Here is a 24,770-nt window from a genome sequence, read left to right as displayed (position 1 = left end):
TGTTGCAATCGTTAACTAAGTTGAGCGGACAGCTTGCGCAGCGACGAAGTCCAGCCGCTCTCGTGGTTGGTGCTGATCTCGTCATCGCCAAGCTCTCGGTGGTCGATCAGCAGTCGTGCGCCAGATGCGGTTTCGACAATCGTGAACGTCACATGGCTTTCGGCCCCTCGTGTGTCTTCATCGTCATGCCAGCCCCAAGTAAAGCCGACCGACTTTGGCGCGTCCACATGGGTCACCTGGCCCGAGACCTTGTACTGCTGACCCTCTGCGTTCTGCATAATAGAATACCAGGGACCAAGGCGCGCGAAGTCCAAGTCATGCACCGGCACATGCATCCCCTCTGGACCCCACCATTTCAGCAGCTTTTCGGTGTTCGTTACCCAAGCATACAGCTTAACGGGGCTGACAGGAAACTCACGCTCAAGACGCAGGTCAGTCATAGCTCCTCATCCTCCAAAATGGCGGTTTCCAACCGGTCCAGGCTGGTTTCCCAAAATTCACGTTTCGAAATGGTCCAATCAGCAATGGCACGAAGGCCATCGGGTTGGATAGAATACAGGCGCTGCGGCCCTTGGGCGCGCTGTTTGATTAGCCCTGCCTGACGCAATACCTTCAGATGGCGCGAGATCGCAGCACCGGACATGCCGCGCCCTTCGATCAGGTCGCCTGCGGGCAATTCCCCCTGCGACATGAGTTGTTCGACGATTCCCAGCCGCGTGGAATCAGAGAGAGCAGAGAATGCTGTAACGAGGTCAGGCATACACAATATTTAACACCATCGTTAAATAAGTAAAGCCCTGATCTGCAGCGACAGTTAACTCAGGGAGAATGCGTCGCGCGCGTAACCCTGCACATAGAGCAGCGCGGTCAGGTCCCCGTGGTTGATCCGCACGTTGCATTCAGCGGCGACAGAGGGCTTGGCGTGCAGCGCGACACCAGTTCCCGCCCGTTCGAGCATACCCAGATCATTGGCTCCATCGCCCACGGCAATCACGTCACCCTCGGCAATCCCCAAACCCGCGGTGATCTGTTCCAGCGCTTCGACCTTGGCCTGTTTGCCCAGGATCGGCCGCCCCGCCTCTCCGGTCAGCTTGCCGTCAGCCACCAGCAACGTGTTTGCCCGGTTTTCGTCAAACCCCAGCGTTGCCGCCACGGATGATGTGAACGCCGTGAACCCACCCGAAACCAACGCGGCGTAGCCGCCATTTGCCTTCATCGTGGCGAGCAGGGCCTTGCCCCCTGGCATCAAGGTGATCCTCTCTTCCAGCACTTGCTGTATGACGCCCTCGTCCAGACCTTTGAGCAAACCAACACGCTCAGTCAAAGCACCTTCGAAATCCAGCTCGCCGTTCATCGCCCGCGCCGTGATCTCTTTGACGCGCGCGCCCACTCCGGCCACTTCGGCCAGTTCATCAATGCACTCCTGCTGGATCATTGTGCTGTCCATATCAGCCAGCAGCATCTTCTTGCGCCGCCCCTCGACCGGTTGCACCACCAGATCCATGCCGGTTTTTTGAAGGTCAGCCCAGACGTCCCACTGATTGTCGGGCAGCGTAGACAGAGTAAATTCTGCCACTTCATCAGGACTGAGCCACTGCGCGTCACCACCGCCCCATGCGTTGCGCAGGGATTCGACCAGGGCCGGGTCAAGGTTAGGTTGAGAAGGATTCGTGAGCAGCGTGGCAACAAACATGGGGCATCTCCTTTGCCCTTCGCATACCGCAGGTGCAGAAAATGCGCCAGAGATCAGGTTTCAGTCGCTACAACCATCTACCGGCCCTCGTACAGATGCCAGATCAATAAGGTAACATACTGTAACAATTCGATTTATCACCATTCCCCAATACCGCTAACGGGAAATCAACCTCATTATCCGTACAACACGCATCCGGAACAAGAGTTTCCGATAGTGGTCACCGGCGTCGCATCTCTACATCAAAGCGGCGAAATTTGACATTTTTTTGGCTTGCACGCCGCGCCGCAGCAGCCTAGCTCTGACGGCGGGACACCCTTCCCCAACGAGGGGCATATATCTGTAAGGATACCAGAAATGGCTACTCAGCAACCGGCAGCGCGCCCGGCCAATCCGCGTTTTTCCTCTGGCCCCTGCGCCAAACCCCCCACATTTGATGTCGCAAAACTCGCCGATGCCGCTCTTGGCCGCTCGCACCGTGCCGCCGTAGGCAAGGACAAGCTAAAGGCCGCGATCGAAGGCACGCGCGAAGTTTTGGGAATCCCCGCAGATTACAAGATCGGCATCGTGCCTGCCTCGGACACCGGCGCTATGGAAATGGCGCTTTGGTCGCTGCTGGGTCAGCGCAAGGTCGAGATGCTGGCTTGGGAAAGCTTTGGCTCGGGCTGGGTCACCGATGTCGTGAAACAGTTGAAGATAGAAGCAGAGGTCAAAACCGCCGACTACGGTCAGATCGTTGATCTGGCATCGGTCGATTTTAACAACGATGTTGTGTTCACGTGGAACGGCACCACCGCTGGCGTGCGTGTTCCCAACGGGGATTGGATTGATGGTGACCGCGACGGGCTGACCATCTGCGACGCCACCTCGGCGACCTTTGCGATGGACCTGCCTTGGGACAATCTGGATGTGACGACTTTTTCCTGGCAAAAGGTGCTAGGTGGCGAGGCCGCGCATGGCATGCTGATCCTCAGCCCCCGTGCTGTTGAGCGTCTGGAAAGCTACGCACCCGCGTGGCCGCTGCCGAAAATCTTCCGCCTGACCAAAGGCGGCAAGCTGATCGACGGCATCTTTACCGGCGCCACCATCAACACACCGTCGATGCTAGCCGTCGAAGATTATCTGTTCGCTCTGGATTGGGCCCGCTCGGTCGGTGGCCTGCAGGGGCTGATCGCCCGTGCGGATACCAACGCGCAGGCGGTGTTCGATTTTTGCGACGCCAACGACTGGATCGCCAACCTGGCCGAGGATGACGCGACACGCTCGAACACCAGCGTTTGCCTGAAGTTCACTGATGCGCGCATCAAGGATGGTGCCGCCTTTGCCAAGGCTGTTGCCAAACGGCTGGAGGCAGAGAACATCGCGCTCGACATCGGCGCCTATCGCGACGCGCCCGCCGGTCTGCGGATCTGGTGCGGTGGCACGGTCGAAACCTCGGACATCCAGGCAATGCTGCCTTGGCTGGCCTGGGCGTTCAACGCCGAAATCGCAGCACAAACCCAAGCCGCCTAACGCAACGGGGACCATTTTCTTGGAAAGAAAATGAAGCAGAATTTTACAAAAATTCTGCGCCCCTCCCGCAGATCTATCAAAGGACCACAACCCATGGCTCCCAAAGTACTCGTTTCCGACAAGCTCAGCGAAACCGCCGTTCAGATCTTTCGCGATCGCGGCATCGACGTGGATTTCCAACCCGACTTGGGCAAGGACAAAGACAAGCTGGCCGAGGTGATCGGTCAATATGACGGCCTCGCCATCCGCTCGGCCACCAAGGTCACTGAAAAGATCCTGGCCAACGCCAGTAACCTCAAGGTCATCGCCCGCGCCGGTATCGGCACCGACAACATCGACAAGGATGCGGCGTCGAAAAAGGGTGTGATCGTCATGAACACGCCTTTTGGCAACATGATCACGACCGCCGAGCACGCCATTGCAATGATGTTTTCTGTCGCCCGTCAGATCCCCGAAGCCAGCGAAAGCACACATGCCGGCAAATGGGAAAAGTCCAAGTTCATGGGCACCGAGCTGACCAACAAGACCCTTGGCGTCATTGGCGCTGGCAACATCGGCGGCATTGTCTGCGACCGCGCCCGCGGCTTGAAAATGAAGGTTGTTGCCTATGATCCCTTCCTGAGTGAAGAGAAAGCCGACAAGATGGGTGTCGAAAAGGTCGAACTCGAAGACCTTCTGGCACGCGCCGATTTCATCACCCTGCACGTGCCGTTCACCGATGCCACCGCCAACATCCTGAGCCGCGAGAACCTGACCAAGACCAAAAAGGGCGTCCGGATCATCAACTGTGCCCGCGGCGGTCTGGTCGATGAAGAAGCTCTGGCCGAGATGCTGAAATCAGGCCACGTCGCTGGGGCGGCTTTCGACGTCTTTGCCGTTGAACCCGCCAAGGACAACGCGTTGTTCAACCTGCCCAACGTGGTCTGCACCCCGCACCTGGGCGCGGCAACCACCGAGGCGCAGGAAAACGTCGCCCTGCAAGTGGCCGAACAGATGTCGAACTATCTGCTGACCGGCGCTGTTGAAAACGCGCTGAACATGCCGTCGGTCACCGCCGAAGAGGCGAAAGTCATGGGCCCCTGGATCAAACTTGCCGGTCACTTGGGCTCTTTCGTGGGTCAGATGACGGACGAGCCCGTGAAGGCGATCAACATCCTCTATGACGGTGTTGCCGCTGAAATGAACCTGGCTGCGCTGAACTGTGCCGTGGTTGCAGGCATCATGAAAAAATTCAACCCCGAGGTGAACATGGTCTCGGCCCCGGTTGTAGCCAAGGAACGTGGTATCCAGATCTCGACCACCAATCAGGACAAGTCGGGCGCGTTTGAGGGGTACATCAAGGTCACCGTGGTCACCGATAAGCGCGAGCGTTCGATCGGTGGCACCGTGTTCAGTGACGGCAAACCTCGCTTTATTCAGATCAAAGGCATCAACATCGATGCTGAAATCGGTCGCCACATGCTCTACACCACGAACGAGGACGTACCCGGCATCATCGGCACCCTGGGTCAGACCATGGGCGAAAACGGCGTCAACATCGCCAACTTTACCCTGGGTCGCTCCAGCGCAGGTGAAGAAGCTATCGCCCTGCTCTATGTGGATGAGCCCGTCCCGGCCGAGGCCCGCGCCAAGCTGGCTGAAACCGGCCTGTTCACCCAGATCAAACCATTGGAATTTGACGTCGTCTAACGACCCGAACATCTGTGACGACGCTCAGAACGCCGCCCCTTCACCGGGGCGGCGTCTTTTTGTCCACTCTCTTGTTGGTGGTTGTGCGACGCCGCCACTTTGTTAGGGTCGGGCCAACCAAGATAGAGCAGAAAATGACCACACCCATTTACGCAATCGGTGACGTGCATGGGCAGCTGGAGCTGCTCGAAGCCACGCTTGACCGGATTGAGGCAGACGGCGGCAAAGACGCGCGCGTTGTATTCCTGGGAGATTACACCGACCGCGGGTCGAACAGCCGCGGCGTTCTTGACCTGCTGGTGGACGGCAAGGCGCAGGGTCGCGATTGGATCACTCTCAAGGGCAATCACGATCGGATGTTTGCCATGTTCATGCAGGACTACCCGGTGAACGACAATCAGCTTCTGGTCGGGTATCACTGGCTGCACGAACGGCTGGGTGGGATCGAAACGCTGGCCTCATACGGCGTAGAGGTTCCCGAACGCACCCGCATTCATCACATCCATACCGCCGCGCGCAACGCCATCCCAGCCGATCATGTGACCTTCCTCAACGATCTGCCGACGACCTATCTGCAGGACGGTTTGCTGTTCGTGCACGCTGGCGTACGGCCAGGGGTGCCTTTGACAGAACAAGTCGAAGACGATCTGGTGTGGATCAGGCAGACGTTTCTGAACTATCGCGACCCGCACCCTTGGCTGGTGGTTCATGGCCACACTCCTGCCAAACAGGCCGAACACAAAGGCAACCGTGTCAATCTTGATTCTGGTGCAGCGTTCGGGGGGCCGTTGTCCGCCGCCGTGTTCGAGAACGGCAACTGCTGGCTGCTGACAGATCAAGGCCGGGTGCGACTAGCCCCAGAGATCGATTGAAAGACACCGACGGCGTGTCACCGATCTCATCCACTCTCGAACTATGTGTCCTGCTCTTTCTTTTTGTTCCAAATACGGCGGGGGAGTCGCACAGCGACGGGGGCAGCGCCCCCTTTTCGTCAGTTCCAATCCAGAACAACCTTGCCGCTCTGACCCGATTTCATCGCCGCAAACCCAGCCTCAAACTTATCCACGCCAAAACGATGCGTGATCACACGACTGACATCCAACCCGTTTTGCAACATCGCGATCATCTTGTACCAGGTCTCGAACATCTCGCGGCCATAGACGCCCTTGATCGTGATCGCTTTGAACACGATCCTTGACCAGTCGACCGGAGACTTTCCGGGCGGAATGCCCAGCAAAGCGATCTTGCCGCCCATCACCAGCGCCTCGACCATCTGATCCAGCGCCGCCTGAGAGCCCGACATCTCAAGCCCGACGTCGAACCCTTGCGTCAGCCCAAGCTCAGCGATCACATCGTTCAAATCCTCGCGCGACACATCAACTGCCCGCACCGTTGGCACCACATGTTCAGCCAATTTCAGGCGGGCCGCGTTGATGTCAGTGATCACCACATTGCGTGCGCCCGCGTGACGCGCCACCGCTGCAGCCATGATCCCGATGGGACCGGCTCCCGTGATCAACACGTCCTCGCCCAGCAGATCAAAGCTAAGTGCGGTGTGCACCGCATTGCCCAAAGGGTCGAGAATAGCGCCGATCTCGTCGGGAATGTCATCCGGCAAGGGCACCACGTTGAAGGCAGGCAACCGCAGGTATTCGGCAAAAGCCCCCTGCTCGTTCACGCCGATCCCGCGTGTGCCCGGATCCAGGTGGAACTTGCCCGCGCGGCTCTGACGGCTGTCGGTTCCGATCAGATGCCCCTCGCCCGAACAGCGCTGGCCAACGGTCAGGCCGGTCACGTTGCGCCCCAATTCGACGATCTCGCCCGCGAACTCATGCCCGGTGATCATCGGCACAGGCACCGTATGCGAGGCCCAGTCATCCCAGTTCCAGATGTGAATGTCCGTGCCGCAAACCCCGGTCTTGTTGATACGCACCAGAACGTCGTCCGGCCCGATCTCAGGCACCGGCGCGCGGACCTGCCACAGCCCTTCGCGCGGATGGGACTTTTCCAAAGCCTTCATCGTATTGGGTCGCATCAGATCACCCCCAGCTCTTTGCCGACCTTGCCAAAGGCAGCCAGTGCACGGTCCAGTTCCTCGCGTGTCAGGGCGGCATTCATCTGCGTTCGGATGCGCGCCTTGCCGCGGGGGACCACCGGAAAGAAAAAGCCTGAGACATAGACGCCTTCGTCAAAAAGCCGTGATGCCATCTCTTGCGCCAGAGTCGCCTCGCCCAGCATCACAGGGATGATCGGGTGTTCGCCTTCGAGCAGGTCGAACCCCAACTCGGACAGTCCCTTGCGCCAGTAAGCGGCGTTTTCGAACAGGTGCGCGCGCAGGGCGCCCCCCTCTTCGACCAGGCGGATCGCCTCGATCCCGGCGGCGACGATGGCGGGCGGCAGCGAGTTAGAGAACAGATAGGGCCGCGCCCGCTGCCGCAGCAGGTCGATCACTGGTTGGCGAGCTGCGATGTAACCGCCGATTGCCCCCCCAAGTGCCTTGCCCAAGGTTCCCGTCAGAATATCCACATCAATGCCAAAGTGATCCGGCGTGCCAGCCCCGTTTGGCCCCATGAAGCCAGTCGCGTGACAATCGTCGACCATGACCACGGCATCATATTTGTCTGCCAATGCCCGAATGGCGGGCAGATTAGCCAGATAGCCATCCATCGAAAACACGCCATCGGTCGCGATCATGATATGGCGCGCGCCGTCTTCGCGCGCCTGTTTCAACCAAGCCTCGAGATCATTCATATCATTGTTCAGATATCGATAGCGTTTCGCCTTACACAGACGCACCCCGTCGATGATCGAGGCGTGGTTCAAACTGTCCGAAATGATCGCATCTTCGGGACCCAACAGCGGTTCAAACAGCCCACCGTTGGCATCGAAACAGGCCGCAAACAAGATCGCGTCATCCTTGTTCAGAAAATTGGCCAAACGCTGCTCCAACGCGCGGTGGATGTCTTGCGTGCCACAGATGAACCGGACCGAGGCCATGCCAAACCCCTTGTCCCCCATCGCACCTTGTGCGGCTGTGATCAAAGCCGGGTGGTCGGCCAAACCAAGATAGTTGTTGGCGCACAGGTTGATCACCTCGCGATCGCCTACAGTGATCTCGCCCCCCTGCGGGGAGGTGATCATTCGTTCGCGTTTGTACAGGCCCTCAGCCTCGATCTCGTCAAGGGTGCTAGAGACGTGAGACAAAAACACGTGGGACATAGTGACCTCCTGATTTCGAGTCACCTTCTACCATAGCGGACATTATTCCGAAATAGAGGATTTATAGTATTGCGGATATTTTTCCGCGACAACGGAATATTCGCGACGCTCGACCGACTTCTGACCTGAGCCCGCCGCATATTTGTCGACCAGTCCTTCCATCTGCTCCTTCAGGTCAGCACGCAGCTGTTTTCGGTTCAGAGCGGACTTCGGCACATTTCTTTGCGCCCAGCGCGCCTTGAGCCGACCCAACCACTGCCGGCGACGATCCAGAAATTCCAACGCGAGATAACCAGCTGCTGGGGACAGTATCGAGGCGGACCAGAATGGACCCCATCCAAAACCCTGATCGCTGGAAGAAACATACCCCAAAAGCATGGCTTGAGTGAGCCAGCAAAAGGGAAACAAAAGCAGGCTGGAAAACAGTGACCACGTGGCCATTTTGTCCTCATCCTTGCCATGGGCCACCCAACGCGAGACGTGAAAGGGCACAAAATTTAATGTCGATCCGATCAACCACATAGGCAGCAAGGCCAGCAGTATCGGACCGTCCCAACGAGAGCGGTGCGGGGCATTTGCCTCAACCTCTGCGCCAGCACTTTCCAGCATGTCTTTATAATGCTTTAGGTTGTCGCGCACCTGCTGCACCTCGGCCGGGCAGCTTCGCTTGAGCCAAGCGTAACCTTCTGAAAACGACCGCTGCAGGTCCACCTGACTCAGCATATCACCTTCGGGATCGACATCATCTGACGCCTCGGCCCAGATGTCTGTGGCCAGACGGATCAACTGCGCATCCTCCCATGAACTAAAACTCAGGGTCACTTGCGCCAGACTGCCGTGGATCGTGCCGGTCAGATCCCGTACTACGGCCCGCCGTGTCGCGACATCCTGTGTTGCGGCATAAACCCGTGCTTGCCGTGAAATGTCCACCGGCTCGCCGACTTGGATCAGAACACGCGAACGAAATTTGTTCTTTTCATCAAATGTAATCCCAACAGGAAGAACTTGAACGCCAAGCTTCTCTCTCTGTGCTTCAGCCTCTAACGCTATACGTGCGGCACCACTTTTGAACGGCAGCAGATGGGGTTCGTTGTGGCTCAACCCTTCGGGGAAAACGGACAACGCGTCCGCCTTGGCCAAAACCTCAGACGATCGATCGAAAAGGGGTTGCTCCTTGGCGGCCGAAACTCCGACATCCTGCTGCCGAAAGACCGGAACGACGCCCGCGGCGCTCAGAAGCGGGATCAGAGGTTTGTATTTCCACAAGATACTCGCCGCCAAAAGGCGTGGCATCCGGGGCAAATAGCAACTGATCAAAACCCCATCGACCAAGCTGTTCCCGTGATTGGACACCACCAAAACGGGGCCAGTTTTTGGAAATCTCTCGGCGTTTACAACTTCGATCCGACTGAAAAAGGCGGTCATGATGATCCGCCCCAGGCCACGCAGAAAAATCTGTGTCGCGGTCAACCGCCCGGTCGCAGAAAGCTCAAGCCTTGAGGGTTTCAGTTCACTCATTTTCGCCCCGTCTTGATCCAAATGGGCGTTCTTCATACTAGTACCGTCTGTCAATTCAGTTCCTCAAAGCCTTGTCATCCCGTGTCACAAGGACGTGCTGGCCCGTGGAACACATGCATTTCCATAATCGCACTGGACGTGTACGCGGGTTTGGCCGAGCTTACCGCGACCGATTGCATCCGACAAATGTGATCTTGTGTCGGGGTTCAAGCAAACGGGCTGGACAATAGCAACAGCAGGCGACACCAATGGCGCATGCGCCGCCCCAATCTGAGGACCTGCAATGGATGACCCCAAACTGAAACCCGCAACACTGGCCGCTCAAGCCATGGGCGCGCTTGATCACCAAAGCGGGGGCGTGGTGCCGCCGATCCAGCCCGCAACAACCTTTGCACGCGACCGTGACTACCAACCCCTGAACCCGGACAACGTGTATCTGCGGGACCAGAACGAAGGCACACGCTTGGCCGAAAAACTGATCGCACGGCTTGAAGGCGCCGAGGCCTCGTTGCTGTTTCCGTCCGGCATGGCCGCCATTGCTGCTGCCTTTCGCACCATTCCTAACGGTGGGCGGGCAATTATACAGTCCGGCATCTACTGGGGCACCACGAAGTGGGTACGCGAGTTTTGCGTGCGCCGTCAGATCACGTTGGACGAGTTTGATGCCAGCTCGCCCGATGGGTTAATCCAAGCCTGCGCAACACCCGCACAGCTAGTGCTGATCGAAACGCCTTCGAACCCATGGCTGTTGACGGTGGATATCACGCTGGCTGCAAAGCACGCGCACAGTGCCGGAGCGAAATTGCTAGCGGATGCAACAGCGGCAACACCGATCCTGTGCAAACCCATCGTGCACGGCGCAGATCTGGTGATGCATTCCGTCACCAAAGCGATCAATGGGCATTCTGATGTTCTGGGCGGTGTTCTGTCCACCGCGCGGGATGACGAGAGCTGGCAAGAGATCGCGACCGATCGGCAAGGTGCAGGCGCTGTCATGAGCCCGTTTGACGCTTGGCTGCTGGTGCGCGGCATGCGTACTCTGCCCTTGCGTGTCGAACGGATGTGCGAAAACGCCCAGAAGATCGCCGAGTTTATGATCGCCCATGACCAGGTCGAGGATGTGTTTTATCCCGGCCTTTCCGGCTTTGCGGGACATGACATCGCCACTCGCCAAATGTCCGGCGGCTACGGCTTTCTGATGTCGGTGCTGGTCAAAGGCAACGCGACAGAGGCGTTGGCCGTTGCGGGACGCCTGAACCTGTTCCATCGGGCCACGTCACTGGGTGGGGTCGAAAGCCTGATAGAACATCGCCACACCATTGAGCCGCATACAGGCATCCCTGAGAACCTGCTGCGCTTGTCGATCGGGATTGAGGACGCGGGCGACCTGATGGACGATCTGGATCAGGCACTGCGCGGCTAAAGCCCCTCGGCGACCTCGATCAGCGCGGCCAAAAAAGCCGCCCCTGCCGGGGAAAGCTGCGTCTTGGCGCGATAAGACACGCCGACTGGACCGGTTCCGAATGGCAAGGTCAGTGGAACTTCGGCCAGCGTGCCTGCTGCCAAATCCTGCGCCGCCACATGGGCAGGCATCAATCCGACCAGTGCGTTGTTCTGCAACAAGGCCCGGTTTGTCAGGTACGAGACGGATTCGACCGACATTGTCGGCGAAAAATGCCCGTTACGAACAAAGAACTGATCCAGCTGGCGCCTCAGGGTCGTCTCAATCGGTGGCAAGATCCAGCCGAACCCTTTGAGATCATCAAACGTCGGATCGCTTCGCCCGCCCAACGGATGGCCTGCACCCACAACCAGCACAATCTTTTCGTCAAACAACGTGCGTTGCTCCAGCGCATTACGGTAGCGATGGGTTGGAAGGCGCCCGACCACCAGGTCGATCTCACCGGAATGCAGTGCGGGCATCAGCACCTCGTTGGTGCCTTCGACTACCTTGATTGCCACGTTGGGTCGCGCATGGATCACACGTTCGATGGCTGCAGGTAGAAGTTGTGGCGAGGCCGCCAACAGGGTGCCCACGACAACACGGCCGCTGTTGCCCTCGTTCAGGTCATCCAGCTCCTGCGCTGCGTTAGACACTTGGGCAAAAATCAATTTGCCATGTCGGATCAGCGCATCACCATATACCGTCGGCACCACCCCTCGGTTGGTTCGAGTAAACAGCTGCACCTCGAAATCAAGCTCAAGGTCCTTGATCATCTTAGTCGCTGCCGGTTGCGAGACGTTCAATTCCCGCGCGGCGTTCTGGATATTGCCGTGCTTGCCCACCGCCACCAACAGCCGCAGCTGCCGCAGTTTGAGACGGGTCAGAACACGTTCCACGATAGGAGAATGGCGCATGTTCCCTCCCTCAACTGCAGATGGGTTGGGTGGCGTCCAGAATGCTTGCGACAACACTCATTGCCGCCAAGGCCGAACTGCTGGGGTTGTCCGGCAAGGTCTTGCCCGAAATCGTAAAGGTGAAACTGCCGAAATCGCCCTGTGCGTGGATTTCATGTACGTTGGTCTCGGTTCCTGGGTCGGCCACAAGCTCGACCTCTGTCCGGTCAAACCCCACACCAGCGAGCGCAACCGCTGCTGCAACGTTGGCGTTCTTGGGATAGGCCAAGGCGGCGTCCCGCGCATTGCCCATGAAATGGATTTGCGGGTGCGATAACGGTCTCGAGAGGTCCAGAACCTCTTCAGCGCGCGAACCCTTCCACCCGTTGGGTGGTTTTCGGCCCACGTAACGCACGATGCCCAAGTCGCCCGCACGTGCCGCGCGCAACGCATCCAGCCCACCAACCGCACCGCTGGCCAGATGCAAGCGGCTGTTGCCCACACGAGCCGCGCTTTCTAGTTCGGACATCAACACGTCATCCGCCAAAGCCCCAATCGAAACTGTGATCACGTCTCGACCACTGGCCAGAGCTGCTGACCCATGCGCGCGCAGACCTGCGTGACCTGCGCAATCGACCACGTGGGTAATATCACCCGCTAGATCATCAACCGAAGCAGCCACAACGACATCACCCGGAAAGTCGAACGCACCTAACCGCGATGGACGCAGGATCAATGCCTTTAGAGCAACATTACTTGCCTTTAGTCCCGCCTGAACAAATTGCGAGATCGCGCCGTTGCCGATTAATGCAATTTTCATGTCATGTCCTCGTTGCGTTCCGATCCCCTGTATACTTTCGCGCAACGCGCTTTGCTATCCATTCCAGTTATATCTGTTTTTCTTCTTTGTATTTTGCCTGCGGGCTGCATCGTGGTCAGGTCGCGACATCGAAACCTTTGCCTTGATGGTGCGTATGGCCATGTCCACGCCGAAATATGTCGGAACATCAGCCCCCACCCGCACAGCCCCAGAGCTATTGCGTGGGCAAGGTCAATATGCCGACGACATCAAGCTGGGCTCGCCGCTCTACGTCGCCTTTCACCGCAGCCCCGTAGCATTTGGCCAGATCACCTCATTGGATATTGAAGACGCCGGCAAGAGCGAAGCGGTTCTAGCCGTGCACACTGGCGCGCATGTTGCTCATCTGGGCGCTTTGGCCGTCAATCAGGTGATCCCCCTGCTGCATCCGCTGGACTACCCGATTCTGGCGAAGTCACGGGTCGAGAGCGTTGGGCAACCCATCGCCGCCGTACTGGCGGACAGCCCCGCCCAAGCAATGGATGCCGCCGAGCTGATCTTTACCAATCTGGATGAAAATGACCCCACCCCTCTGCACAAGGTCGCCGCCGACAGTTGGACCAAAGGTGATACATCCATTGAATTCGCTTCTGCTGCGCATGTGGTCGAGGTCACGCTTCAACACCCGCGTCTGGCGCCCAATCCGATGGAACCGCGCACCATTTCTGTGGCTTATCATGCTGAGACGGATACCGTGACCGCTTGGCATTCCACCCAAACACCACACCGGTCACGGTCAGAGTTAGCCCGTATCTTGAACATCGCCCCTGACCGCATCCGCGTTATTGCCACCCATGTCGGTGGGGCATTCGGGATGAAGGGGTCGATCTATCCTGAAGAAGTCTTTGCCGTCTGGGCCGCCTTCTCCCACAAGCGCAACGTGAAATGGACCGCCACCCGATCCGAAGAGTTCCTGTCCGCCACTCATGGACGCGGCGTTCGTAGCACTGGCCGATTGACTGTGGACCAAAATGGGAAATTTCTTGCGCTCGAAGCACATATCGACGCTCCTGTCGGTGCTTGGCTGCCAAACAGTGGCTTAATCACCGCATGGAACGCGGGTCGTTTGCTGCCCTCGGGCTACAAGGTCGATGCGCTGAATATTGAAACCAAAGCCACGCAGAAACGGGTCGGCCCCACCGGCATCTATCGCGGTGCCGGGCGGCCCGAGGCGAACTGTCTGATGGAACGGTTGGTGGACAAGGCCGCCAAAGCGCTTGGGCGAGACCCGATTGACCTGCGCATGCAGAACCTGCTGTCACTAGATCAATTGCCCCACGCTACGGCCACCGGGAACCTACTCGATTCTGGCGACTACCCTCGCGCATTGACCATGTTGCGAGACCAAACCGCTTATGACGACCTAAAAACCGAACGCGACCGCCGCCGCGCCTTGGGCGAGTTGGTCGGCGTTGGGGTCTGCTTTTACGTCGAACCTTCTGGATCAGGTTGGGAAAGCGCTAGGGTCACGATGAATGCAGATGGCGCAGTGCAAGTAGACAGCGGCAGCTCCTCGCAAGGACACGAGCGCGAGACGGCCTTTGCCCAGATCGCGGCAGATGTGCTTGACGTAGACCTGAAACAAATCACGGTCCGCTGCGGCGACACTGGCACCTGCCCCGAAGGGATCGGAGCCCTAGCAAGCCGCTCGACCGCCATCGGCGGCAGCGCCGTTATTAAAGCCTGCGAAGACATCCGCGCCCGGCGGGATCACGGCGAGCGACTGCCACTGACGTCCGAGGTTCGGTACGAAAACGAGGGTCAGGCTTGGGGCTATGGCGCTTATCTGGTGATGCTATCGATCTGCGCCGATACCGGCACACCCTCGCTGGAAAAAATCGCCTGCGTCGATGACACTGGCCGCATCATCAACCCCGATCTGGTCAAAGGGCAGATTCAGGGTGGATTTGCCCAAGGTTTGGGCGAAGCACTAATGGAGCAGGTGGAATTCGACGAAGACGGCCAATTGCTGACGGGATCGTTCATGGATTACGCCATGCCTCGCGCCTGTGATGTGCCACACCTAGACATGCACACGTTTGAAACTCCCAGCCCACTCAACGCCTTGGGCGCCAAGGGCGTGGGCGAGGCTGGGACAATCGGTGCTCCACCTGCCATCCTCAACGCCGCCATTGATGCACTCAGCCCTCTGGGCGTTACTGATCTGAACATGCCATTGACGGCCCATGCCCTTTGGCAGGCCATGCAAGAGGCCAAACAAGGACCTAGCTCATGAAGTACTCAAAACTCGACGCCAAGGATTATGCCCGCGAAAACATGCGCGGGATTTGGGCCGCGGCGCTCAACCCGTTCAACGTGGATGGGTCGTTCAACGAGGTTGGTCTGCGCTCGAACATCCGCCATTGGGTGGACGACCTGGACATTCAGGGCCTGTTCATCGCCGGCAAACAGGGCGAATTCTTTTCCATGTCGCTGGACGAACGCAAACGGAACTTCGAGATCGCGGTCGACGAATGTAACGGCAAAGCAGGCACGATCATGTCCGCCTCAGACCAGAATTTTGACACTGTGGTCGAGCTAGCGCAACACGCACAGAACTGCGGTGCCGACTATGTCGTGGTCCACGCCCCGATCCTGCATTTCGTCACCGATCAAGACGACACGGTGTTCAACTACTACAAGGAACTGTGTGACCGCGTGGACATCGGCATCGCGATGTGGAGCCACCCCGACAGCGGGTACCTGATGTCGCCAGAACTTTGCGCGCGGGTGGCTGATCTGCCCAACATCGTGGCGATCAAATATTCGGTCCCGCGCGAGATGTATGTGAAGCTGACCCACATGGTGGGCGACAAGATTCATGTCTCGACAGCATCCGAAGCCGAGTGGCTAGACAACATCGAAGAACTGGGTTGGAAGCTCTACCTGTGTTCGTCGCCACCCTATCAGATTCAGACCAACGCCGATCAGCGTATGAACGAATACACACGTCTGGCATTCGAGGGCAAATTCGCCGAGGCCCGCAATGTGCGGGACAGCCTGGAACCGGTGCGCGAGGCCATCAAACGCTCCAAACCCGGCGGCAAACCGCAGGCGCACGGCAAATACTGGCAGGAATTGCTAGGTCAGGTTGGCGGATCGGTGCGCTCACCGTTGTTGCAACTGACCGACGCCGAAAAGGCCGTGACGCGCGAGGCGTTCGAAAGCTGCGGTCTAAAACTTTGAGCTTGGGCCGGGGAATCACCCGGCATTCATTCCTATGCTAACAAAATTACATGGGCTGGAATTGCCATCCCCGGCCACGTTTTTCGGATCACTCGCCACGGGTCAAATTGACGATCACGTTTCGTTGAGATCATCAAGCTCGTTGAGCAGATCCAACAACAGTTCGAACCTGTCAGGCCCCATTTGATTACGCAACTGCCGGGTCAATTCGATGCTCGTGCTTAAGTTATCGCGAATGATGTCGGCGCCTGCCTCGGTCGGTACGACGATCTGTTTACGCCCGTCATCGGGGTCCGGGCGCCGATGAATCAGCCCCTTCTCCTCTAGCTTCTGCAGGATGCGCGTCAGGCTTGGGAGCAACAGACAGGCCTTTTGCGCAATCTGCGTGGGATCTTGCGCGCCCTCTTCGGTCAGCACCCTGAGCACGCGCCATTGCTGTTCGGTTATCCCGGCGTCAGCCAGCATGGCGCGGATGGGTCCCATGACCTTTTCCCGCCCACGCAACAGCATGATCGGCAGGGAACGTGAGATTTTCGGGTCTGATCTGGGCATACTCAACTGTCACCGATCCGGTGGCCAAATTCAACTGTGGAGTGTGCCGCAGCAATTCAAACACCGCTATACGCAATTAATACAGTGTTCCAAGTGATTTCCAACAAGCAAGGTTCCGCTCTCTGGACAACGCGTTTCCTACGCGTCTAACGTCATGCATGTCCGCGGTGCACTTGTTCTAAGATGTCCGAAGCGTCACACCATAGAAAGGTCAGACCATGTCAGCGCCCATCAACCCATTCAAACATGCTCTGGCCCGTGGTGAGACACAGATCGGGTGCTGGATGAGTCTTGCTGAACCTGCCTGTGCCGAAATCATGGGAACCGCTGGCTTCGACTGGCTGGTGGTCGATGGGGAACATGCCCCCAACGACATCCGCTCGATCCGCGATCAATTGACCGCCCTTGCGGCGAGTGCTTCGCACCCAGTTGTCCGCGTACCGATTGGCGAAACCTGGATCATCAAACAAGTGCTGGACGCAGGTGCGCAAACCGTTCTGGTCCCGATCGTAGAAACCGCCGAACAGGCGCGCGAGCTTGTGCGGGCCTGCCAATATCCACCACATGGCGCTCGGGGTGTTGGCGCAATGGCAGCACGTGCCACCATGTTCGGCTCGGTATCTGATTACATCCAGACCGCTGACCAAGAGATTTGCCTGCTGGTACAGGTCGAAAACTGCGCCGGGATGGAGGCGTTGGATGATATCTTGACGGTCGACGGCATCGACGGAGTTTTTATCGGGCCTGCAGATCTATCCACGGATATGGGATTCCAAGGCAACAGCACCGCCCCTGAGGTCCGCGCCGTGATCGCCGACGCCCTTGCGCGGATCAAGGCCGCAGGCAAGGCACCTGGTATTCTCGGCGTGACCGAGGAATCGACCCAATCCTACCTCGACATGGGTGCCCAGTTCCTGGCCGTTGGGATCGACGTGCTAATCCTTGCGAACCAAGCGCGCGCATTGTCTGCGCATTGGAAAGACAAAGCTAAGCCTTAATATCAGGCTTCAACTGAGCCGACGCCTGCGCATAACCGCCCGCCGCGCCGTCAATGAAATGGACATGGTCGTCTTGCATGGCTGAGGGCACAAAACAGGTGACCATCGCTTCGGACTGAGCAAACAGCCCATAGCGGACTTTCTCACGCGCTTTGGCATCGGACAAGATCGCCTCGATCCGGGTGCGGGTGCTTGGATCGCAATCCAGCGTCATCTTCAGCCCGTCATCGAATTTGCGGTAATCGGCATTGGCACTGAGCATACGTTTGTAATGCGCCGGATCGAAGGAGCCCACATTCAAATTCGTCTTAAACAGGGTCCAACTGAACAGTGTCTTTAAAAACAGAATGCTCTTGAACATCCAGACTGGTATGCGACCACGCAGAGACAGCGCCTCAAGGTTCAGACCGGGTGTCGACCACCCAACCCGAGGCCCCTCGACCGGGACGGGATGCCCAGCCCTGTCCAATCCGCCGATGGCTTGAACAACCCTTTGGGTAATATCCGCAAAATCACGCTCGGATGCGCCAGACGACGGTAGCACTACTAAGGACAGGATCTCTCCCTGTTCAGCCTGCACGTTGGTCCACCGGCACGACAATCCAGTCAGATCAGGTTCAGCACCCGGCTCTGAAAGCCCGACCGTCATGTACCCGGCCTTCATCTGCTTTTCGGCCCAAGCCAGCCCGCCACCAGAGAACATCGCATAATCCGCACCACTGGAGGCCGCAAACCGAGCGATACGAACGTCGATCCCGGCCTTGCGAATTTCAGAAACCGGAACAATGGCCGCGCGCAATTCGACATTGCACTTTTCAGATGCCCACCGTCTCAGGTTCGCCAAGGTCTGTTCTGCCGTGGCTCTGTGTGAGCCATGCAATGCAAACGAAGCACCATCGCCGCCGAACACGTAAGGAAAGCCATTGCTGCCAATGGCATTTGCGATAGCCGAGATCACGGCAGCGCCCACCATGTTGACCGTCTTGTAGCGACCATTTGCAATTTCGCCCGTCGAATTGACGATATCGGCCGTGCCAACAAACCAATCACCCGGCACCGGAGTGTATTGAGACGGCTCAGTCAGCACGTCGAAACTCGCCGTGATTGTCAGCGTGTCATAGAATTCTTTGTCGGTCCCCATCGTCTCTTTGGATATCAGCTCGGGCAAATTCATCCGCCGAAACTAACGCGCGCTCGCAGCTTGTCGCGCAATTGCAACAAAACACACGGGCTTGTGCACAACTGGTTAACATGTCACCCATCTGCCCGAGGAGTCGCCGGGAGGACAGTCGCATGCAGGCAGGGTTGATCATATTGTGTTTGGCCTATGTGCTAAGCCAGTTCTTTCGCGCCTTTCTGGCTGTTCTTACCGGAGTTTTGGATCAGGAAATCGGGGCGACCCCGGATGACCTGGCCTTTGCCTCGGGGCTTTGGTTTTTGACCTTCGCGGCGATGCAATTACCCGTTGGTCTGGCACTGGACAAGATCGGGCCGCGCCGAACCGCTGCGGTGCTTCTCTTGATCGGGGGCGGCGGAGGTGCAGTTCTATTTGCACTGGCCACAGACCCTATTCACCTGAACTTGTCGATGGTTTTGATCGGGATCGGGTGTTCACCCGTGCTCATGGCGTCCTACTACATCTTTGCCCGAAACTATCCCCCGGCGCGTTTTGCCACACTGGCCGCGCTGATGCTTGGTGTAGGGTCCAGCGGCAATCTGGTGGCGTCTTACCCAACCGCCCTGGCCGTCGAGCTGATTGGTTGGCGCAGTACGTTAATGGGGGTGGCGGTTTTGTCAGGCTTGGTTTCATTGGGAATTTGGCTGACAGTCAAGGATCCAAAACCCATTGAAACAGAAGAGAAAGGTTCTCTCTTCGACTTACTCAAGTTGCCCGCACTTTGGACCATTCTACCATTGATGTTTGTGGCCTACGCCCCCTCAGGCGCGATCCGGGGCCTGTGGGCCGGGCCGTATCTGACTGACGTATTTGACCTGAGCACAGGTCAGATCGGACAAGCCACTCTGGTCATGGGGGCCGCGATGATTGCGGGCACCTTTGTCTATGGCCCGCTCGACCGCATCCTCGGCACCCGCAAATGGGTGATCTTCGGCGGCAACCTGCTGTCTGCTGTGGCCCTGGCCGTGCTGTGCCTGTGGATTGACCGTAGCGTCTGGACCTCTGTCATGCTTCTTGCAGTAATCGGATTCACCGGTGCCACCTTCCCCGTCATCATGGCCCATGGCCGCGCTTTTGTTCCCGCGCATCTTGTGGGGCGCGGCGTGACCCTGCTCAACCTTTTCGGCATCGGCGGTGTTGGCGTCATGCAGATCATCTCGGGTCGTTTGCACGAGGGGATCGCAGCCACCACACCCGGCGCACCTTATGTGATCATATTTGGGTTCTTCGCCGTCACTTTGACCTTGGGTCTGGTGATCTACCTCTTCAGCCGCGACAGTGTGGACTGACACGCCGCTTTTAGCCCCAAACCTCTTTCCCCCAGACCGCTTTCGCTGTATGGAACCGCCGCCGGTCACAAGACCGGGATATCTGGAGAAAGAAAATGGGTTATCGCATCGTCGTCGTCGGCGCCACTGGCAACGTGGGCCGCGAAATGCTGAACATCCTGGCCGAGCGCCAGTTTCCCGTGGACGAGCTCGCCGTGTTGGCAAGCCGCCGTTCGCTGGGTACCGAGGTTAGCTTTGGCGATAAGACACTGACGACCCAGGATCTGGATACCTTTGATTTCACCGGCTGGGACATGGCGCTGTTTGCCGTGGGTTCGGAAGCGACCAAGGTGTATGCACCCAAGGCCGCGGCCGCCGGTTGTACCGTGATCGACAACAGCTCGCTCTATCGTTACGACCCGGACATTCCACTGATCGTACCCGAGTGTAACCCCGAGACGATCCACGACTACGCCAAGAAAAACATCATCGCCAACCCCAACTGCTCGACCGCGCAGATGGTTGTCGCGCTGAAGCCGCTGCACGACCGCGCCAAGATCAAGCGCGTCGTCGTATCGACCTATCAGTCGGTGTCGGGGTCCGGCAAAGAAGGCATGGATGAGCTGTGGGATCAGACCAAATCGATCTACAACCCAACCACGGACGTGCCGCCGAACAAGTTCCAGAAGCAGATCGCCTTCAACGTCATTCCGCAGATCGACGTCTTCATGGAAGACGGCACGACCAAGGAAGAATGGAAGATGGTGGTTGAGACCAAAAAGATCGTCGATCCGTCGATCAAGGTTACTGCGACCTGTGTGCGCGTTCCTGTCTTTGTGGGCCACTCCGAGGCCGTGAACATCGAGTTCGAAGAGTTCCTGGACGAAGACGAAGCCCGCGACATCCTGCGCGAAGCACCCGGCATCATGGTGATCGACAAGCGCGAAGACGGCGGTTACGTCTCGCCCATCGAATGCGCGGGCGACTTTGCTACGTTCATCAGCCGCATCCGTCAGGACAGCACCATCGAAAACGGCATCAATCTGTGGTGTGTGTCGGACAACCTGCGCAAGGGTGCAGCCCTGAACGCTGTCCAGATCGCTGAACTGCTGGGCCGCGAGGTCCTGAAAAAGGGCTAAGCGTAAGCAACAATTGACCAATTCCAAGGGCGTCCATTTGGGCGCCCTTGTTTGTTGGTGCGCGCGCTGCAATGTTTGGACAACCCTGATTTGCACGTGCGAGGTTTCATGCGGTTTCTTCTAGCTCTTTTCTTAGTCACCCCATTCAGCGCCTTTGCGGCCGACATTCAGGTCAATACCCGTGTGTCCGAAATCACCATGCACCCCGACAGCGCCGCGATCTTGCGAACAGCCACAGTAGAAGTTCCTGCGGGCCAACACCGCCTTGTTTTGCTGGGCATCCCCAGCGACATCGTTTTTGAATCACTTCGGGTCAACGTCGAAGGGGTCGAGCGTCTGGGTTTGACCTATCGAGACGAATTTGCGCCGCCGCGCGATTACACCTCGCCACAGGTCAAAGCGGCGCAGGACACCGTGCGGGCGGTTGAGCTGCAGATCCAAAAGGTTCGCGATCAGGCGGAACGTGCCAGGTTGGCGGCAACAGCATCCGAAACCTCCATCGGATTTCTGCGCAATCTCGGCAAAAACGAAGGCTTGGCACAAGTTGCCCCCGACACGCTGCGTGACATTGCTCGGATGATCGAACAAGAGGCTTTAACCGCCGGACAAACAGCCCAATCGGCGGAAGTCGAAGCGCGCGAGATCGAACGCCAACTGGAAACGCTCGAAGAGGATTTGGAGCATGCGCAAGCTGCCTTGCACGCTGTATCGCTCGAGGATCAGGATAGGCTGTATCTGACGCTCGATACCAACGCGACCGAAGCATCGACCGCCCAAGTCACCCTGAAATATCTGGCGGGTGGAGCCAGCCAGTGGACCCCGATCTATGACATCAATCTGGTGACCGGAGACACGCCGCAAATCAACATCAAACGGGACGCCATGGTGCAGCAGTACACCGGCGAAAACTGGCAAGGTGTGACGCTACACCTGTCCACGGTCGCGCCCATTGGGCAGACGGAATCACGATGGCTCACAACCAACAAGTTGCGCGTTCGCGATCCCGAGCAGCGTCAAAAGGTGTCCTCGGCCGACCTGAGCTCTGGCAACTACGGCAATTTGGCAGAACCTGCCCTCGAAGCTCCGGTCATTGTTGAAGAAACGCAAAGCGGGTGGAACATTGCCTCGGATGGCCCCGGTGTTACCTATACCTACAGCCGTCCTGTTTCGGTTGCATCCAGCGCAGATTTTCTGCGCCTGGAATTGGATAACTTGGCGTTCGACGCCGAAGTCACCGCGACGGCGACGCCGCGCTTTGACGAAACCGCCTATCGGTTAGCGGCGGGCAAAAACACAAGCAACGAAGAGATACTGCCATCCGAACTGGCCGCATTCTACGTGGATGACGTTCTTGTCGGAACAGAACACTTTGGTGGCGCGGTCCCGGGTCAGGAACTGGAACTTGGTTTTGGCCCAATCGACGGCCTGCGCCTAAAAAGGGACGTCCTGAACCGGAGCCAGGGGGACACCGGCCTGATCTCGCGCTCGAACCAACGCGTCGAGCAGGTCGAGATCGAGATCGAGAACTTTACCGATCAGGAGTGGACCCTGCGCCTGACAGACCGCGTGCCCTATTCGGAACAAGAGGATCTGGTGATCGATTGGTCGGCGACCCCCGCGCCGAGCGAAGAGAACGTGGACAACCGCCGTGGTATCCTAGCGTGGGACATCGACATGAAAGCTGGAGCCAAGCAAAAGATCCGGCTGAACACATCGATCAGTTGGCCCGAAGGGATGGAATTGCGTTAACCGGATTTTTCGACCAACACCTTGAGGTTGGCCAACCCGGTTTCATAGTCACCACCAACCCAATCATCCATCATGAGCCCCATCCACCGCGAGAGGGGGTTCATTCCCAGCTCTGATTGGAACCCCCAAGTGACATTGGTGCCCGAACCGTCGGGCCGCAAATTGAACGTCGCAGTCGCAGTGCCCATCGACCCAAAGTCCAATTCGGTGCGAACCAACTGGTTTTCTACACTTTCGACAATTTCTTGTGTGCCAGAACCGACTTGGGGGTGGTCGGACATCCATGACAGAGTATTGCCAACACCTGCCTCGGGCCCTGAATAGGAAAGTTTGGTCTCAGGATCGCGTAACAGCCAAGGCGACCAGGCTTCGGTCGCTTGCATGGAATTAACGTGCGGAAAAACGTCCTTGGCCGGGGCGTCGATGGTAACCGAACGCGTTACGACAGCCTGTCCCGGCAACAGATATGAAACGGCCGCCAGAGCGATAACGCCGATCACAAAAGCCCATAAAATGCGTTTGATCAATTTCATTGCAAGATACTCGCTAAAGGTATGATGCCGTCAGATTATCAGAAAATGAAACGGTCGGGCAACGCTGCGTCCGACCGTTTCATTGTTCCGTCGTGAGACTCAGGTCACACGATTTCGAATTTCGCCTCTTTTGGATTGTAACATTGCAGTCCACCTTCGCCGATATCGGTCCACAGACCATGTATGCTCAGCTCGTCCGCCTCGACGGCCTCGGAGACAAACGGGAATGTCATCAGGTTCTCAAGCGAGGCAACAACCGCCTGGCGCTCGAGTTGACGGGCCTGCTCTATTGGGTCTTCGACGTCCGCTACCAGATCAAACTTGGGCTTGAGGATATCCATCCACCGGCCGACAAAGCTTTCCTTGGCATCCAACTGCGGCGCCTTGCCCTGGCACATGTCGATGCAGCCCTGCACTCCACCACATTGCGAATGGCCCAGAACAATCAGATGCGACACCTTCAACGCAGTCACTGCATATTCGATGGCTGCACTTGTGCCATGATGGTCGCCATCCGGCAGGTAGGGTGGCACTAGGTTGGCAATGTTTCGATGGATAAAGAATTCACCCTGATCGGCGCCAAAAATCGACGTGACGTGCACACGGCTGTCGCAGCACGAAACCACCATCGCACGCGGACGCTGCCCCTCGGTGGCCAATCGTCGATACCACGCATGGTTTTCGGCATAGGTTGTGGCCTTCCAACCGTGATAGCGCTGTACCAGATATCCTGGCAATGGTTTGGCAAATTTCATCCGCGTGTCCCCGAGTTCTAGATTCTCGAGCCTCCATGTAGTCCCAATTGAATGAAAATTCGAGAGATTATGAAAGGCCGCGGCAACCTTTTGCAAACTTCTGTGGCCGAAGGATGGTTTCCGTGCCGTGGGGGCACAAAGACTTTGGGGTATCTGTGGTGGATAATATTACAACGCTTGTACAAACGGAATCCGTGCGTCTGGACCCGGATTGCTTAGGGCATCTGTATTGTCAGCTTGGCGATGCAGGCGCTGAAGATGTGGTCTGTCGCGCTATTGAAGAACTCGCCGTGCGCTTGTCGCATTGCGAGCGACTGTGGCGGCAGCAGGACTGGCAAGGCCTGCGCAAAAGCGCCCGTTCATTGATCGCAATCTCGGAACAGATTGGCATGACGGCTCTGGCCCGGGTTGCCGAGGATGTGACCGCGACGGTGGATGCGGTGGACCATGTGGCCACCGGCGCGACGCTATTTCGCCTGATCCGGGTTGGCGAGCGCTCGCTGACAGCCGTGTGGGATTTGCAGGATCTTTCGGTCTGACAGACCTTGCGGACGGGGATGGGCCGGGTACTCTGCCCGAACCATCC

23 protein-coding genes are annotated in these 24,770 nt (G+C 57.8%); 11 read left to right on the top strand and 12 right to left on the bottom strand.

The genetic code is table 11. From position 1 onward, the window contains the following. Positions 1-11: 11 nt before the first annotated feature. Genes G6R15_RS14700 through serB form a run of 3 tightly spaced genes read right to left on the bottom strand, consistent with a single transcriptional unit; the run spans position 12 to position 1,693 of the window. Positions 12-440, bottom strand: coding sequence for an SRPBCC domain-containing protein (locus G6R15_RS14700; RefSeq protein ID WP_164660716.1), 429 nt, complete (start codon positions 438-440; stop codon positions 12-14). Next, positions 437-760, bottom strand: a complete 324-nt coding sequence (locus G6R15_RS14695; RefSeq protein ID WP_164660715.1) for a helix-turn-helix transcriptional regulator — start codon at positions 758-760, stop codon at positions 437-439. Before G6R15_RS14695 ends, G6R15_RS14700 begins: the two co-directional genes overlap by 4 nt. A 54-nt stretch (positions 761-814) precedes the next feature. Further along, positions 815-1,693 (bottom strand): phosphoserine phosphatase SerB, encoded by an 879-nt coding sequence (gene serB, locus G6R15_RS14690; protein WP_164660714.1) that lies wholly within the window; start codon positions 1,691-1,693, stop codon positions 815-817. Between the two features lie 357 nt (positions 1,694-2,050). On the opposite strand from serB, the gene G6R15_RS14685 reads away from it, so the two are divergent. The 3 genes from G6R15_RS14685 (at position 2,051) to G6R15_RS14675 (ending at position 5,766) form a co-directional block, all read left to right on the top strand. Further along, positions 2,051-3,205 carry a phosphoserine transaminase gene (locus tag G6R15_RS14685; RefSeq protein WP_164660713.1) on the top strand — a complete coding sequence of 385 codons (1,155 nt, stop codon included), beginning with the start codon at positions 2,051-2,053 and terminating at the stop codon, positions 3,203-3,205. A 93-nt stretch (positions 3,206-3,298) separates the two neighbouring features. Next, a complete protein-coding gene (serA, locus tag G6R15_RS14680; RefSeq protein WP_164660712.1) occupies positions 3,299-4,894 on the top strand; it encodes a phosphoglycerate dehydrogenase in 1,596 nt (531 codons plus the stop codon). A gap of 134 nt (positions 4,895-5,028) precedes the next feature. Beyond that, positions 5,029-5,766 carry a metallophosphoesterase family protein gene (locus G6R15_RS14675; protein ID WP_164660711.1) on the top strand — a complete coding sequence of 246 codons (738 nt, stop codon included), beginning with the start codon at positions 5,029-5,031 and terminating at the stop codon, positions 5,764-5,766. A 119-nt stretch (positions 5,767-5,885) separates the two neighbouring features. On the opposite strand, the gene tdh is transcribed toward G6R15_RS14675, so the two are convergent. From tdh to G6R15_RS14660, 3 genes are read right to left on the bottom strand one after another with little or no spacing between them, the layout of a single operon-like run. Further along, positions 5,886-6,914 carry an L-threonine 3-dehydrogenase gene (gene tdh / locus G6R15_RS14670; protein ID WP_164660912.1) on the bottom strand — a complete coding sequence of 343 codons (1,029 nt, stop codon included), beginning with the start codon at positions 6,912-6,914 and terminating at the stop codon, positions 5,886-5,888. Between the two features lie 14 nt (positions 6,915-6,928). Next, the gene (locus G6R15_RS14665; RefSeq protein WP_164660710.1) at positions 6,929-8,113 is read right to left on the bottom strand and encodes a glycine C-acetyltransferase; all 1,185 of its coding nucleotides are present in this window, start codon (positions 8,111-8,113) and stop codon (positions 6,929-6,931) included. A 42-nt stretch (positions 8,114-8,155) separates the two neighbouring features. Then, a complete protein-coding gene (locus G6R15_RS14660; RefSeq protein ID WP_164660709.1) occupies positions 8,156-9,631 on the bottom strand; it encodes a lysophospholipid acyltransferase family protein in 1,476 nt (491 codons plus the stop codon). 283 nt (positions 9,632-9,914) lie between these two features. Here G6R15_RS14660 and G6R15_RS14655 point away from each other — a divergent pair, with 283 nt between their 5' ends. After that, positions 9,915-11,054: a PLP-dependent aspartate aminotransferase family protein gene (locus tag G6R15_RS14655; protein ID WP_164660708.1), complete on the top strand. Its 1,140-nt coding sequence runs from the start codon at positions 9,915-9,917 to the stop codon at positions 11,052-11,054. Here the strand turns inward: G6R15_RS14655 and G6R15_RS14650 are convergent. Beyond that, positions 11,051-11,989 (bottom strand): LysR substrate-binding domain-containing protein, encoded by a 939-nt coding sequence (locus G6R15_RS14650; protein WP_164660707.1) that lies wholly within the window; start codon positions 11,987-11,989, stop codon positions 11,051-11,053. The genes G6R15_RS14655 and G6R15_RS14650 overlap by 4 nt on opposite strands. A 10-nt stretch (positions 11,990-11,999) precedes the next feature. Then, positions 12,000-12,788: an aspartate dehydrogenase gene (locus tag G6R15_RS14645; RefSeq protein WP_164660706.1), complete on the bottom strand. Its 789-nt coding sequence runs from the start codon at positions 12,786-12,788 to the stop codon at positions 12,000-12,002. A 160-nt stretch (positions 12,789-12,948) separates the two neighbouring features. Here G6R15_RS14645 and G6R15_RS14640 point away from each other — a divergent pair, with 160 nt between their 5' ends. Next, positions 12,949-15,063 carry a xanthine dehydrogenase family protein molybdopterin-binding subunit gene (locus G6R15_RS14640; RefSeq protein WP_164660705.1) on the top strand — a complete coding sequence of 705 codons (2,115 nt, stop codon included), beginning with the start codon at positions 12,949-12,951 and terminating at the stop codon, positions 15,061-15,063. Beyond that, on the top strand, positions 15,060-16,013 hold the full coding sequence (locus G6R15_RS14635; RefSeq protein ID WP_164660704.1) for a dihydrodipicolinate synthase family protein: 954 nt from the start codon (positions 15,060-15,062) through the stop codon (positions 16,011-16,013). Before G6R15_RS14640 ends, G6R15_RS14635 begins: the two co-directional genes overlap by 4 nt. A gap of 114 nt (positions 16,014-16,127) precedes the next feature. Here the strand turns inward: G6R15_RS14635 and hpaR are convergent, their stop codons facing one another. After that, entirely contained in the window at positions 16,128-16,565 is a 438-nt protein-coding gene (gene hpaR, locus G6R15_RS14630; RefSeq protein WP_164660703.1) for a homoprotocatechuate degradation operon regulator HpaR, read from the bottom strand. 218 nt (positions 16,566-16,783) lie between these two features. On the opposite strand from hpaR, the gene G6R15_RS14625 reads away from it, so the two are divergent. After that, positions 16,784-17,563, top strand: a complete 780-nt coding sequence (locus G6R15_RS14625) for an aldolase/citrate lyase family protein (protein ID WP_164660702.1) — start codon at positions 16,784-16,786, stop codon at positions 17,561-17,563. On the opposite strand, the gene G6R15_RS14620 is transcribed toward G6R15_RS14625, so the two are convergent. Continuing rightward, positions 17,553-18,704: a DUF3095 domain-containing protein gene (locus G6R15_RS14620; protein ID WP_164660701.1), complete on the bottom strand. Its 1,152-nt coding sequence runs from the start codon at positions 18,702-18,704 to the stop codon at positions 17,553-17,555. The two genes, G6R15_RS14625 and G6R15_RS14620, sit on opposite strands and share 11 nt — an antisense overlap. 152 nt (positions 18,705-18,856) lie before the next feature. Here G6R15_RS14620 and G6R15_RS14615 point away from each other — a divergent pair, with 152 nt between their 5' ends. The 3 genes from G6R15_RS14615 (at position 18,857) to G6R15_RS14605 (ending at position 22,896) form a co-directional block, all read left to right on the top strand. Next, a complete protein-coding gene (locus tag G6R15_RS14615) occupies positions 18,857-20,029 on the top strand; it encodes an MFS transporter (RefSeq protein WP_164660700.1) in 1,173 nt (390 codons plus the stop codon). Between the two features lie 95 nt (positions 20,030-20,124). After that, a complete protein-coding gene (locus tag G6R15_RS14610; protein ID WP_164660699.1) occupies positions 20,125-21,147 on the top strand; it encodes an aspartate-semialdehyde dehydrogenase in 1,023 nt (340 codons plus the stop codon). 108 nt (positions 21,148-21,255) lie between these two features. Further along, positions 21,256-22,896 (top strand): DUF4139 domain-containing protein, encoded by a 1,641-nt coding sequence (locus G6R15_RS14605; RefSeq protein ID WP_164660698.1) that lies wholly within the window; start codon positions 21,256-21,258, stop codon positions 22,894-22,896. Here the strand turns inward: G6R15_RS14605 and G6R15_RS14600 are convergent. Both G6R15_RS14600 and G6R15_RS14595 read right to left on the bottom strand, forming a co-directional pair. Beyond that, complete coding sequence (locus G6R15_RS14600) at positions 22,893-23,429, bottom strand: SRPBCC family protein (protein WP_164660697.1); 537 nt, start codon at positions 23,427-23,429, stop codon at positions 22,893-22,895. The genes G6R15_RS14605 and G6R15_RS14600 overlap by 4 nt on opposite strands. Positions 23,430-23,533: 104 nt before the next feature. After that, positions 23,534-24,184 carry a carbonic anhydrase gene (locus G6R15_RS14595; RefSeq protein WP_164660696.1) on the bottom strand — a complete coding sequence of 217 codons (651 nt, stop codon included), beginning with the start codon at positions 24,182-24,184 and terminating at the stop codon, positions 23,534-23,536. Positions 24,185-24,297: 113 nt separating this feature from the next. Here G6R15_RS14595 and G6R15_RS14590 point away from each other — a divergent pair, with 113 nt between their 5' ends. Then, positions 24,298-24,723 carry a hypothetical protein gene (locus G6R15_RS14590; protein WP_164660695.1) on the top strand — a complete coding sequence of 142 codons (426 nt, stop codon included), beginning with the start codon at positions 24,298-24,300 and terminating at the stop codon, positions 24,721-24,723. The last annotated feature ends 47 nt before the right edge of the window (positions 24,724-24,770 follow it).

This window comes from Tropicibacter sp. Alg240-R139 (genome assembly GCF_900537075.1).
GTDB lineage: Bacteria > Pseudomonadota > Alphaproteobacteria > Rhodobacterales > Rhodobacteraceae > Falsiruegeria.
The sequence above is the reverse complement of the archived record's forward strand: the minus strand, read 5'-3'. Positions and strand labels throughout refer to the sequence as shown.